Origin of the sequence: Paenibacillus sp. FSL K6-1096, assembly GCF_037977055.1 — a bacterium.
GTDB lineage: Bacteria > Bacillota > Bacilli > Paenibacillales > Paenibacillaceae > Paenibacillus_AQ.
This window is the reverse complement of the sequence record NZ_CP150274.1, coordinates 1,188,622-1,201,167: the sequence shown is the minus strand read 5'-3', so window position 1 is coordinate 1,201,167 and position 12,546 is coordinate 1,188,622. Positions and strand designations below refer to the sequence as shown.

The 12,546-nt window shown below is 50.8% G+C and carries 12 protein-coding genes; 5 read left to right on the top strand and 7 right to left on the bottom strand.

Annotation, left to right across the window (positions count from 1 at the left end; translation table 11 throughout):
- The first annotated feature begins 69 nt into the window (after positions 1-69).
- From deoB to MHI24_RS05435, 5 genes are all read left to right on the top strand, one after another.
- Positions 70-1,248 (top strand): phosphopentomutase, encoded by a 1,179-nt coding sequence (gene deoB / locus MHI24_RS05455; RefSeq protein ID WP_340024558.1) that lies wholly within the window; start codon positions 70-72, stop codon positions 1,246-1,248.
- 18 nt (positions 1,249-1,266) lie between these two features.
- Entirely contained in the window at positions 1,267-2,091 is an 825-nt protein-coding gene (locus MHI24_RS05450; RefSeq protein ID WP_340024557.1) for a purine-nucleoside phosphorylase, read from the top strand.
- Between the two features lie 59 nt (positions 2,092-2,150).
- Positions 2,151-3,014: a purine-nucleoside phosphorylase gene (locus MHI24_RS05445; protein ID WP_340024556.1), complete on the top strand. Its 864-nt coding sequence runs from the start codon at positions 2,151-2,153 to the stop codon at positions 3,012-3,014.
- Positions 3,014-4,345, top strand: a complete 1,332-nt coding sequence (locus tag MHI24_RS05440) for a pyrimidine-nucleoside phosphorylase (RefSeq protein WP_340024555.1) — start codon at positions 3,014-3,016, stop codon at positions 4,343-4,345. The genes MHI24_RS05445 and MHI24_RS05440 overlap by 1 nt, the downstream gene beginning before the upstream one ends.
- Before the next feature lie 206 nt (positions 4,346-4,551).
- A complete protein-coding gene (locus MHI24_RS05435; RefSeq protein ID WP_340024554.1) occupies positions 4,552-5,958 on the top strand; it encodes a hypothetical protein in 1,407 nt (468 codons plus the stop codon).
- A gap of 183 nt (positions 5,959-6,141) precedes the next feature.
- On the opposite strand, the gene MHI24_RS05430 is transcribed toward MHI24_RS05435, so the two are convergent.
- From MHI24_RS05430 to MHI24_RS05400, 7 genes are all read right to left on the bottom strand, one after another.
- Positions 6,142-6,915 carry an ABC transporter permease gene (locus tag MHI24_RS05430; RefSeq protein ID WP_340024553.1) on the bottom strand — a complete coding sequence of 258 codons (774 nt, stop codon included), beginning with the start codon at positions 6,913-6,915 and terminating at the stop codon, positions 6,142-6,144.
- Between the two features lie 12 nt (positions 6,916-6,927).
- Positions 6,928-7,707, bottom strand: a complete 780-nt coding sequence (locus MHI24_RS05425) for an ABC transporter permease (RefSeq protein ID WP_340024552.1) — start codon at positions 7,705-7,707, stop codon at positions 6,928-6,930.
- Complete coding sequence (locus tag MHI24_RS05420; protein ID WP_340024551.1) at positions 7,679-8,602, bottom strand: ABC transporter ATP-binding protein; 924 nt, start codon at positions 8,600-8,602, stop codon at positions 7,679-7,681. The genes MHI24_RS05425 and MHI24_RS05420 overlap by 29 nt, the downstream gene beginning before the upstream one ends.
- Before the next feature lie 121 nt (positions 8,603-8,723).
- Positions 8,724-9,680, bottom strand: coding sequence for a HAMP domain-containing sensor histidine kinase (locus MHI24_RS05415; RefSeq protein ID WP_340024550.1), 957 nt, complete (start codon positions 9,678-9,680; stop codon positions 8,724-8,726).
- A 2-nt stretch (positions 9,681-9,682) separates the two neighbouring features.
- Positions 9,683-10,381 carry a response regulator transcription factor gene (locus MHI24_RS05410; RefSeq protein ID WP_340024549.1) on the bottom strand — a complete coding sequence of 233 codons (699 nt, stop codon included), beginning with the start codon at positions 10,379-10,381 and terminating at the stop codon, positions 9,683-9,685.
- Between the two features lie 101 nt (positions 10,382-10,482).
- Positions 10,483-11,796 (bottom strand): HAMP domain-containing sensor histidine kinase, encoded by a 1,314-nt coding sequence (locus MHI24_RS05405; protein ID WP_340024548.1) that lies wholly within the window; start codon positions 11,794-11,796, stop codon positions 10,483-10,485.
- A complete protein-coding gene (locus MHI24_RS05400) occupies positions 11,797-12,483 on the bottom strand; it encodes a response regulator transcription factor (protein ID WP_340024547.1) in 687 nt (228 codons plus the stop codon).
- Positions 12,484-12,546: the final 63 nt, after the last annotated feature.

The following is a 12,546-nucleotide window of genomic DNA, read 5'->3' as shown; positions in this document are numbered from 1 at the left end:
CCCGGAGTTTCTTCCTGCTTGAAGCAGCGCCCACAGTTTATGCAAACTACCATAAGGAGTGAAGACGGCATGTCCTCATTTAAACGCATCGGATTTATAGTTCTGGATAGTGTAGGTATCGGCGAAGCGCCGGATGCCGCGAGTTTCGGGGATACAGGCGCCCATACCCTCGGGCATATTCTGGAGCGGGTTCCGGGACTTAAGCTTCCCAACCTGCAGCAGCTGGGACTTGCGAATATTGCACCGCTGCCGCCGCTTGAACCCGCAGCAGCCCCTGCAGCCTATTACGGCAAAATGCAGGAGGTATCGGTAGGCAAGGACACGATGACCGGCCATTGGGAGCTGATGGGCCTGAAGATCGAGGTTCCGTTCAACACGTATTTTGACGGCTTCCCGGCGGAGCTGATCGAGAAGTTCGAAGCGGCTACCGGACGGAAGGTGATCGGCAACAAGCCGGCCTCCGGCACCGAGATTCTGGTGGAATACGGCGAGGAGCAGATGAAGACCGGCGCATGGATTGTCTATACATCGGCGGACAGCGTGTTCCAGCTTGCTGCACATGAAGATATTATTCCGCTGGAGGAGCTATATAGCGCCTGCAAAATTGCCCGCGAGCTGACGATGGCTCCCGAGTTCTCTGTCGGCCGCGTCATTGCCCGCCCTTATGTCGGGGAGCCGGGGAATTTCGTGCGCACCCCGAACCGGCATGACTATGCGGTGAAGCCGCCGCAGCCGACCGTGATGAATGCCCTGCAGGATATCGGCAAGGATGTGATTGCTGTCGGGAAGATCAATGATATTTTCACAGGTGAAGGGGTTACGGCTTCTTATCCGACGAAGAGCAATGAACACGGCATCCAGGTGACGATTGACGAGCTGCGCAAGCCGTTTGAGGGGCTGCTGTTCACCAATCTGGTGGATTTCGATTCCCTGTACGGCCACCGCCGTGATCCGGAAGGCTACGGACGGGCGCTGGAGGTGTTCGACCAGGCGCTGCCTGAACTGGTGGGCACTCTTGGCGAAGACGATCTGCTGATTATCTCGGCGGACCACGGCAATGATCCGATTCATGCCGGAACCGACCATACACGGGAATATGTGCCGCTGCTGGTCTACAGCCCGAGATTCAAGACGCCGGGCAGCCTGGGCATCCGCCAGACCTTCTCGGATGTGGCCGCGACAATCGCCGACAACTTCGGGGCGAAGGCGCCGCAGTACGGGACAAGCTTTTTGGCTCAATTAACTTAATCCGGGAGGAACTCAATTATGACCAATGTAACCCTTAGCCATATTCAAGAAGCCGCAGTATATATCAAGGACAAATGTACCGTCGCCCCCGAGATCGGGCTGATCCTCGGCTCCGGCCTCGGTGTGCTGGCCGACTTAATTACGGATGAAGTGGTGATTCCTTACCAGGATATCCCGCATTTCCCGGTATCCACAGTGGAAGGGCATGAAGGCGAGCTGCTGATCGGAATGATTGAAGGCCGCCGCGTGGTGATGATGAAGGGCCGCTTCCACATGTACGAAGGCTACGGCCCGGAGACAACCGCGTTCCCGGTACGCGTCATGAAGGAGCTTGGCGTTACCAGCCTGCTGGTCACCAATGCTGCCGGCGGGGTGAATACGGAGTTTACTCCCGGCGATCTGATGCTGATTACAGACCATCTGAACCTGACCGGACGCAACCCGCTGACCGGACCGAATGACAACGCCCTGGGCGTACGCTTCCCGGATATGTCTTCGGCCTACAGTCCGCGCCTGATTGCCGCTGCTAAGGAAGCCGCCGCTGCCATGAACTTCAAGTTCAAGGAAGGCGTGTACGCCGGCCTGCTCGGACCGAACTATGAGACTCCCGCTGAGATCGTAATGCTGCGCCGCCAGGGCGCGGATGCCGTAGGGATGTCCACCGTATCGGAGACGATCGTTGCCCGCCACGCCGGGATCGAGGTGCTGGGGATTTCCTGCATCACCAACATGGCTGCCGGTATTCTGGAACAGCCGCTGAATCATGCCGAGGTGATGGAGACCGCTGACCGTGTGCGGGAGCAGTTCCTGAAGCTGGTGCTGGCTTTTATTCCGAAAATGTAGTTCCTGCTTCACCCACCTGCTATTTCGTAAACAATTCATAATCCGGGAGGATCAACTTTATGACAACACCATCTACAGTCTCTTACGGCACTCAGGTTCAGGAAGCCGCTGCCTATATTCAATCCCGTCTGGGAGCTTACAAGCCAGTAATCGGGCTGATTCTGGGTTCAGGCCTCGGGGATCTGGGCGACCAGATCGAGGATGCAGTCTATCTGCCTTATGAAGAAATTCCGCATTTCCCGCGTTCCACAGTCGAAGGCCATGCCGGACGGTTCGTCATCGGCAAGCTGGAAGGCAAGGATGTCATCATCATGCAGGGCCGTTTCCACTACTATGAGGGCTATGAGATGCGTAAGGTTGTGCTGCCGGTCTACGTTATGGCTAAGCTTGGCGTAGGCACGCTGGTGATCACCAATGCAGGCGGCGGGATGAACCGGGCCTTCAAGGCGGGCGATCTGATGCTCATCACCGACCACCTGAATATGACCGGCGACAATCCGCTGATCGGACCGAATGATCCCGACTTGGGCGTGCGCTTCCCGGATATGTCCCGTGCTTATGACCCTGAGTATATCGCGCTGGCGAAGAAGCTGGCCGCAGGAGTTACAGGCGTAGAGGGCGAAACTCTTGTGCTCCAGGAAGGCGTATATGCCGGCATCAGCGGCCCTACTTATGAGACCCCGGCTGAGCTGAAAATGCTGGCCTACCTCGGCGGCGATGCCGTAGGGATGTCCACAGTGCCGGAAGTGATTGTCGCCAGCCACAGCAACCTGCGTGTGCTTGGCATTACCTGTATCACCGATATGGCGATCGGAGATGAGCTGGAGCCGCTGACCCATGAGCAGGTGGTTAAGGTTGCTAATCTGACCAAGCCGAAGTTCATCGGGCTGGTGCGCGCCTTTGTCCGTGAGGTACAGGTCTAATGCGTGCCGTTGATCTGATTCAGAAAAAGAGAGACGGCGGCGAGCTGAGCCGTGAGGAGATTGCTTTTCTGATTCAGGGCTACAGCAAGGGGGAAATCCCGGATTATCAGATTTCCGCCTGGGCGATGGCCGTGTATTTCCGCGGCATGAATGCCCGCGAGACCGGTGATCTGACGCTGGAGATGGCGATGTCCGGCGACCAGGTCGACCTTAGCCCGATTGCGGGCATCAAGGTGGACAAGCATTCCACGGGCGGGGTCGGCGACAAAACCACCGTGGTGCTGGCACCGCTGGTGGCGGCCGCCGGAGTTCCGGTTGCGAAGATGTCCGGGCGCGGTCTCGGCCACACCGGCGGCACGCTGGACAAGCTGGAGTCGATCTCCGGCTTCTCAGTAGAGATGGACCGGGAGCGGTTCTTCGCGCAGGTGGGCGAGATCGGCGCAGCGGTAATCGGCCAGTCGGGCAATATCACCCCGGCGGACAAGAAGCTGTACGCCCTGCGTGATGTGACCGCAACCGTGGAATCCATCCCGCTGATTGCCAGCTCCGTCATGAGCAAGAAGATTGCCGCAGGCGCGGACGCCATCGTGCTGGATGTGAAGACCGGCAGCGGTGCGTTCATGAAGACGCTGGACGATTCCATTGCGCTGGCCCAGGCCATGGTGGACATCGGCACCCATCTGGGCCGCAACACTGTCGCTGTCATCAGCGATATGGACCAGCCGCTGGGCTTCGGCATCGGCAATGCGCTGGAGATCAAGGAGGGCATCGAGACCCTGAAGGGCCATGGGCCGAAGGATCTCCAGGAGGTCTGCCTGATCCTGGGCAGCCAGATGCTGGTGCTCGGCGGCAAGGCGAAGGATGAAGACGAGGCGCGCTCGATTCTGCTGTCCCATATTGAGGACGGCAGCGCGCTGGAGAAGTTCAAGCAGATGGTCTCCGCCCAGGGCGGCGATGTCTCGCAGATCGAATCGCCTGATACGCTGCCTGCTGCGCGCCGGTTCATTGAAGTGAAGGCAGCGGCTGCCGGTTATGTGGAAAGCATCCAGGCCGAAGAGATCGGCGTAGCTGCGATGCTGCTGGGCGCCGGACGTGAGACGAAGGAGTCCGTCATCGATCTGGCAGTCGGCATCCAGCTGTCGCTGAAGGTCGGCGATGCCGTCGCCGCAGGCGATACGCTGGCTGTGCTGCATGTCAATGAGGCCAGCGAGAGCAAGGTGCAGGAGGCGGAAGCCAAGGTGCTGGAGGCCTACCGCATCAGCGCCCGGCCGGTTCCGCCGCAGCCGCTGGTGTTCGCGCTGGTTACACGCGATGGTGTGACCCGGTACTAAGCGGATAGGAAGTATATGAACAAGCCGTACGTTTCAGCGATTGCTGGGCGTACGGCTTGTTTTTGCTTATTTTATGTTATAGCACTCCCAAATCCATAGGTGAACTCATCAAAGAGCTAATGTTGAAGTTAATGGCATACGCACCAGCAAATGGGTCTGAATAGTATAGAACACATCGTATTTGATTATATAAAGGAGGGCGGATAATGGCAGTTTGGAATACAGGGCCCATTGAGAATAACGCTGTGAACGGTTCAAGACCAACGGTATCCACTACGGTAAAACTTACGAATCAAAGCACCACTCAGGCTGTGGTTGTTTTAACACAGGGTTACAATCTTACTGGGACCAGGGAATTATATATCATCAGCCAAGATGAGATTCTTCCAAATACAGTGATGTCTAAAGATTATTACAGTAATCTGGATTCTTTTGAGTTTGTTTTTAATGTCACCGGTGGAGCCGTTGAGGATACAGAGATATCTGTATGGGGAAAAGGAAGTTCGGGACAGTTAACCACCCCTCACCGCTTAGTATCGGCCGAATTGGTTGGCTCATATGGAGCCGCTGGAGTAACGGGGGCGACCGGGGCAACGGGCGCAACAGGAGTCACAGGAGCGACGGGTGCAACGGGAGCAACAGGAGCAACCGGAGAGGCGGGCACAACTGGAATTACGGGAGTTACTGGCGGGACTGGTGCGACGGGGGTTGCGGGAGCAACGGGTGTCACCGGAGTGGCCGGTGTAACTGGAAGTACAGGAGCAACCGGAGTAACGGGTACTACTGGAGTGACAGGAGCGACAGGGGCTACCGGTGCGACCGGCATAACAGGTACCACAGGAGTGACAGGAGCCACGGGGGTCACGGGAGCAACCGGAGTAACAGGTGAAACGGGAAGTACAGGAGCAACCGGAGTAACGGGTATAACGGGGATTACAGGGGCTACCGGTGGGACCGGAGTCACAGGGGCAACAGGCACCACTGGTATGACAGGTAGCACGGGAGCTACTGGAGTGACGGGTGCAACAGGAACCACGGGAGTGACCGGCGGGACTGGAACTACAGGGGCTACTGGAGCGACAGGTGTAACTGGAAGTACAGGAGCAACCGGAGTAACGGGTACTACTGGAGTGACAGGAGCGACAGGGGCTACCGGTGCGACCGGCATAACAGGATCCACGGGAGCAACAGGAGTCACCGGAGCCACAGATCTGCCTACTCTTGCATTTGCAAATACTACAGGCTCGTTAGCAATCTATCCGCCATTAAATACAGAGGTTGTGACCGTATCGGTTACCCAGAATGAAGTAATTTCTCAGCAGTTGAAAATTGATTATGCGATATCGCTAGAAGCAGTTACTACGTCCAACTGGTCAATTGTAGCTCAAATCCGGATCTACCGGGATGCTACCCTGATCTCAACCAGAACCCTGAACCGCAGCGGAAATACAGCAGGCAATCAACGGTTTCCAATTGCCGACACCTATGTAGACACAGCTCCTGCTACAGCTTCTGTAACCTATCAAGTTCGTGCAATTGTTACCACGGATACCAATATAACCTCAGCATTAGTTATTAACCGAAACTTAAATATTATCACGTTCACAATCTGATTTGTCTGCCAAATAGCCTTAGCCGGAAATTGAGCTAAGCTATTCCATGATGTGGTACTTGTGCACTTTTGGCGGCGGACCTGAATTCAGACCAGCAGTATTTATTGAATATGAACAAACCAAGCCGTACGTTTCAGCGATTGCTGACGTACGGCTTGGTTTAGCTTATTTTAATATACCGCGCTATTTACGTTTAAAATTATTGCTTTTCATTTTTTTCTTGGGAACCGCAGTGATGTTGTCGTAGTCCAGAGTTCGTTGTACAAAAACTGCGGTCACGATCAGCATGACGAGTAAAGTCAAACCGCCAATAGCTGCATTATAAGAAACGGTTCCTTGTCCAGTGTAACCCCAAATACCAAGCCCGGCTGTAACCGGATAAAAGTCCGTAAGACCTCTGCCGGCAACAAAGATCCCGCAAAAACCGTAAACAAACGCCAAACCGACACCCGCGAAGAAACCGTTTTGTTTGCGGCAGAAAAATGCGATAATCGGCAACACAGCGATGTAGTTGCATACACCTATCCCGACAATTTGATACAGCGACTTCACAATAAGCGGAATAGACATTTCCTTAATTTGAAAAACAAAGCCCAGCAGTAACGTACATACAAAGCTGAGGACAGCAAACAGTATGGTAATCAACCCGATGGCTATCAATTTTCCCGTCAGCATTTTCCGAAAAGAAACCGGCACGGTCAACACTGTTTTTAAGGTACGGTCCGTATATTCACGGTTAATGATAAACCCGCCTATCAGTACGACCATAAACGGGAACACCAGGCTGAAATTGTTCCAGATGATATTGTTATAGAAATTCTCAAAGATGATTGACCTTCCGCCGTTGCCCGATTGAAATACAGCTAACATCGCGGAGAAAAAAACGGCGACAACTCCAATCCAGAGTATGTTATACCGTTTTAGTTTTATAAATTCACTTATAATTAGAGTACCCACAGTATTCACCTCCTATATTTCCTTTCTTGTGTAGATAAAAGCTGTTAAGCAGACCGATACAACCGCATAAATTCCGAATATCCCAAAACAAGCGGACGTTGTTATCAAGTAGGGTTTCACGTAAGCTAATGCGTCCTCAATGGGAAATAGGGGTATATACCACTTTATAATAATTGGAATCGGAAGAATGGAGGCAATGGAGTTCACCATTTGCGGAGTGGATGAAAACATTATGATAATCACAAAGCTAACGACCGCATAAATAAAAGATACGAGGATTGAGAAAATATAGCTTTTGTTAAAATACACGATGACAGCCACAACCGGAAGGGTAGCCACCATAATCAGTATGCCGAGCACTATGCTAATGCCAAGTCTATATATAATTCCTTCCACACCGCCTACAATCAGGCCGCCAATGATGCTTGCCCCTAAAGCTGCTACCGTGTACAGAATAGAAAGAATTGTCATGACTAACAGTTTGGCAAGAACAATTTTCGTTCTTGAAACCGGAACCGTAATCAGGTTCTTTAATGTGTCGTGATCTCTTTCCATAAAAAACAGGATGGAGGCAATCACTCCAAGGATACAAGGCAAAAGTAACAGTTCTCCGAACATCACATTGGCACGGAACAACTGGTCGAAGTTCATCCTGTCTTTGGCCATAAGAATGGTCAGCGGGATGGGAAAGAGAAAGGCTGCCATCAGGGACAGCCGGATAAATTTCTGCCGTTTAATTTTTAAAAATTCGCAAATGAGCAAATCAAGCAATCCCGCCACCTCCGGTGACATGTTTGAAGTAATCCTCCAGCGTGTCATTTTGCGTATGCGCTTCCGATACGTCAAGACCGTTTTCTATAAACTTGCGGATCATCGAAGCAACAGCTATGTCCGTATCATACAGCCGTAAATTGTAATCATCATCAACGCGGAAGTTGGAGGTCTGGAAGTCGCGCTCTATAATCCGGGCCGCTTGGGAGGCAGAAGTCACTGTAAAATGAATATACATGCTGTTCTTCTTTGCGAGCTCCTCCAGACTTTCTTCTTCCAATAAAACGCCGTGGTCAATGATTCCAATATCATCAGCCAACAGAGAGATTTCAGATAGAATATGACTGGAAATGAGAATCGTTTTGCCTTGCTCCGTACTCAACCGCTTAATAAAATCACGGACTTCAGCAATACCGATAGGGTCAAGACCATTGATCGGCTCATCCAAAATCAAGAGCTCGGGATCATGCATGATGGCGTTGGCAATCCCCAAACGCTGCTTCATGCCTAGCGAATATTCGGAAAACAGCTTCTTGTCATTGTATGGGAGGCCAACTACTTCCAAAGCGTTTTGCACAGCGTTCCGATTGGGCACACCGCGAAGCCGTGCAAATATTTTCAGATTTTCGCTTCCGGTCAGATTGGGGTAAAAGCCGGGAGATTCGATCAGATTTCCAATCCGGGAATAAATCTTTTGTTCATTTCCCCGCAGCTCCATACCGTTAATCCTGATCTCTCCGTCTGACGGTTGAGTCAGGCCCAGAAGCATTTTCATAGTAGTGGTTTTCCCGGCGCCATTCCTGCCGAGCAGACCGTAGATACGCCCCTTTTTCACATGAAGATTCAGGTTATCCACGCTTTTCTGTTCGCCGTATACTTTGGTTAAATTTTTGGTTTCAATGATAAAATCACTCAAGATCTAATCCTCCTTTGCAGTTATGAATTTGATTATAGCCGCTTGACCTTGAATGAACCTTGCACGAACCTTGCATAAACCTTGAAATTTCGGCTTCGACAGACACAGCATAGTCCCTGCATCAGCAGGGACTTTCAGCGGCCAAATGAAACTGTATGGTGAATTCTGTTTGCTTGCCAGGCTCGCTTGTTACCGTTATCTTACCGCCCATCCTGGTTACAAGCTGCTGTACGATAGACAGTCCCAGGCCGCTTCCTTTCGCCGAACGCGATTTATCACATTTATAGAGGCGTTCAAAAATATGGGGCAAATCCTGTTTGGAAATTCCCCCGCCGTCATCTGCAATCGTAATCATCACATACTTATCCAGCACGGAAGCACTGATTTGGATGTGTTTGGCCCTGCTATGGGTAACTACGTTCTGAATCAGGTTGTTCAGAATACGGGCATAAGCGCCGGTATCCAAGGGGATCTCAATACGCTTGTCAGGAATATCAATATCATAATCAAGGGAGCTGCTCTCGAAAATCGGTATCCAATCTTTAAGCAGGTTTCGGGTCAGCTCCGCAAGCTCTGTTTTCCGGACCGTAAAGGTTTCTTCACTGGAATTCAGTTTGAACCATTCAAACAGCATATCCACATACTCTTTCATATCATGGGCCCGTTTACGGGCAATCTCAATATATTCTTCCCGCTCCGCACCCGATACAATGCCTTTTTGCACAGCATCCAAATATCCGATAAGAGTCGTTAAGGGGGTTCGCACATCATGGGAGAGGCTCGTCATTAATTGCTTGTTTGTTTCCTCCGCTTTTTTTAAATCAATGATCTGCTCCCGAAAGTTATAGATAATATCATTGATTTGATAGCAGATGGCAGAAGTCATATCCGAAGGCTTTGCCAGTATTTTCAGATTGCTGTTACCCTGTGCGATGTCATCCAGCGTATCCGAAATGTTATTCAATTTTTTCCTGACATTATGTGTTTTACGTAATAACAGCAAGGAAGAAACTACACCGATAACAGCGACAATACACAGAACGATAAACAGTCCTTGATTAATATACATGCGCTCCATCGTTACACATCCCTGCTAAAACGGTATCCTACGCCCTTAACGGTCTGAATATAAGTCGGGTTGTTCGGGTCAGGCTCAATGCTTTTCCGCAGCTTGCTGATGTAGCCCATGATATTGTTGTCATCATAGGCATATTGTTCCTGCCAGACTTCTTCATATATTTGCTGTTTGGTCAGAATCTTTCCCTGATTTCTGGCGAGATAGCAGAGAATATTAAATTCCTTTGCATATAATTCGACGGGTTCTTCTCCGACAGTAATAATCCGGTTATCTATATCAATCCTAAGCCCTTGAAATATAAGACGATTCGCTTTTTCAATGGAGCCGTTATTTAAGGTTGTATATCTGCGGATTAAAGAAAGCACACGCGCAGTAAATTCATCAACATCAAATGGTTTGGTAAGATAATCATCCGCACCTGACCGCAGGCCGTTTACTTTATCGCTGCTTGCTGTTTTAGCCGTCAGCATTAATACCGGAACGCTGCTCATATCTCTGATTTTTTCAAGTACTTGAAAGCCGTCCAAGCCGGGGAGCATAATGTCCAGGACAATCAGATGATAGTTACCTTGCGCGGCTAGATTCAAGCCCTCTGTACCGGTATGTGCCAGGTCGGCAGTGATATGTTCTTTGTCCACGCATTTTTTGAGTAACCGGCATAGCTCTATGTCATCATCAATAATCAATATATTGCTTTGCATCCCGTAACCTCCTAGCTAAGTCTGTATCCAGTTTAGCAGTATTTATTGAACATGAACAAACCAAGCCGTACGTTTCAGCGATTGCTGGCGTACGGCTTGGTTTATTTTGATAGCTTAAATGAGAAGGTTGTCATTTCATTATCCGCACTTGAGGCGGTTAGTTGGCCTCCGAGTTGATCGATACAGGCCTTCGCAATGGATAAGCCCAAGCCATGACCTCCAGTATCTCCTGTCCGGGCTTGATCTATTCGGTAGAATCTGTCAAATATTCTCGTTAAATCCCGGGGCGCAATTCCATCCCCGCTGTTGCACACGGTACAGGTGATAAGCCGGCTGGTTTGTGTCAGGGAGACCCCGATTTGTCCGCTAAACTCCGTGTATTTAATCGCATTGTCATACAAAATGGTAAATACCTGCGTAACCCTGTCCATATCGCTGTTAATCACAATCCCCGGCTCGATGGACAAGGTGAGTGTTATTTTTTTTTCGTGTAAGGCCGCCGCCATGGATTCAATGATGTCAGAGACCTTGCTGCTGATATTAAAGGGTACTTTATTGATTTCCGCAGTTTCACTTTCCAGTCTTGCCAGAGAGAGAAGGCTGTGAATTAGCTCCGTCATCCGGTCTGTACCGGCTTTCATGTATTCGAGCCATTTGATTTGGCTGATAATCGTTTCATTTTGGTTGGATACAAGAACGTCATAGTTGGCGTTGATAATGGAGAGCGGCGTTTTGAGCTCATGGGAAGCGTCCGCGACAAACTGCCGCTGCTTCTCCCACGCCTCTGATACGGGCCGGATCGAGCGGTTGGCAAACATAAGGCTGATCAGAAATATGGCAGCCAGCACAGCGAGGATCACAAAGACAAAGGTTATGGCCAGGGTTCTTAATGTTTCCATGCTGCCGGTTACATCCAGAAACGAAATCTGATAGCTTCCGTCTTGAGCAGCAATAATTGTCTGCATACCGTTCTCATTGATGACTTGGGTGCTGGTGGCGGGTACGACAGCATATTGCCATAGCCTGCCGTTGATGGATATAGGTCCATGACCGTCTTTATGTTTCCACGCTGTTTCTGCGGCCAGATGATAAGAGGCTTCCGGCAGATCGATCAGGGAATCAATATTTTGGAGCTTGCCGTACGGGTCCAGCTTAACATGGAAGGACAATGCGTAGTCAGCGGGCAGCCGCTGCTGCACTGTATCGGCAGCAACCGCATCCTCTGATCCGTCCGTATTCGTCTCTTGAGCGGCAAAAGAAATTTTCCCTTCAGTTATCGCGTCCAGCTTTCTCTTGTTTTCCGCTTGGATCTGGCTGTCCATGACCAGATAAATAAACGCAAAGGCAATCGCCACCACTACAGTTGTCAGCAGCATATTCAGCACAAGAATTTTATTCCGCAGCCGTTTAAGCATTTAGGCTCCGCCTTCCCCGCTCAGGAGCACATACCCTGCGCCCCGGATGGTGCGTAATATAACGCCGGATTGCAGCCGGGTTATCTTTTTGCGCAGGAGTGATACATGGGTTTCGACATGATTATCTCCGGCGTCGGAATCATAACCCCACAATCTATCAATGATCTGCTCCTTGGAAACAGCGGTGCTCATTCTGCGGATCAGCAATTCCAGCAGCTGCGCTTCTTTTGGCGATAAGGTTGTTTGATTTGCGCCGCATGTCAGCAGCAGGGTGTGCGGGTTAAACCGGAGATCGCCAGCCTCCAGGATTCCTTCGTTATTTAATTCGGAAGGCCTCCGCGCTAGTGCCCGCAGCCGCGCAAGGAGTTCATCTGTATGGAAGGGCTTGGGCAAATAATCGTCTGCACCGCAGTCCAGGCCGTACACCTTCTCTTCAATCTGGCCTTTGGCTGTCAGCAGGAGGGTCGGTGTCTTCATGCCGTTTGCCCGCATTTCCCGGAGCAAGGTCAGCCCGTCCTTCTTGGGCAGCATAATGTCAAGAATAATCATATCGTAAATACCGGAAAGGGCACAATCCAGCCCATATTCACCATCATGCGCCAGATCAACGCTATAATTATTTTGCTTCAGTACTTGGGCGATGGCTTCCGCTATATATTTTTCATCTTCAACCATCAGTATCTTCATGGTTCAGCTCCCGAATATAGGATGGGTGGCAAAAGGGACCGCCTGGCCTCCTTGCCATCCATC

Excerpts from the sequence above, each read along its gene's own strand:
- deoB (WP_340024558.1), top strand. The coding sequence starts at position 70 with ATGTCCTCATTTAAACGCATCGGATTTATAGTTCTGGATAGTGTAGGT.
- MHI24_RS05450 (WP_340024557.1), top strand. The coding sequence starts at position 1,267 with ATGACCAATGTAACCCTTAGCCATATTCAAGAAGCCGCAGTATATATC.
- MHI24_RS05445 (WP_340024556.1), top strand. The coding sequence starts at position 2,151 with ATGACAACACCATCTACAGTCTCTTACGGCACTCAGGTTCAGGAAGCC.
- MHI24_RS05440 (WP_340024555.1), top strand. The coding sequence starts at position 3,014 with ATGCGTGCCGTTGATCTGATTCAGAAAAAGAGAGACGGCGGCGAGCTG.
- MHI24_RS05435 (WP_340024554.1), top strand. The coding sequence starts at position 4,552 with ATGGCAGTTTGGAATACAGGGCCCATTGAGAATAACGCTGTGAACGGT.
- MHI24_RS05425 (WP_340024552.1), bottom strand. The coding sequence starts at position 7,707 with ATGTCACCGGAGGTGGCGGGATTGCTTGATTTGCTCATTTGCGAATTT.
- MHI24_RS05415 (WP_340024550.1), bottom strand. The coding sequence starts at position 9,680 with ATGGAGCGCATGTATATTAATCAAGGACTGTTTATCGTTCTGTGTATT.
- MHI24_RS05410 (WP_340024549.1), bottom strand. The coding sequence starts at position 10,381 with ATGCAAAGCAATATATTGATTATTGATGATGACATAGAGCTATGCCGG.
- MHI24_RS05405 (WP_340024548.1), bottom strand. The coding sequence starts at position 11,796 with ATGCTTAAACGGCTGCGGAATAAAATTCTTGTGCTGAATATGCTGCTG.
- MHI24_RS05400 (WP_340024547.1), bottom strand. The coding sequence starts at position 12,483 with ATGAAGATACTGATGGTTGAAGATGAAAAATATATAGCGGAAGCCATC.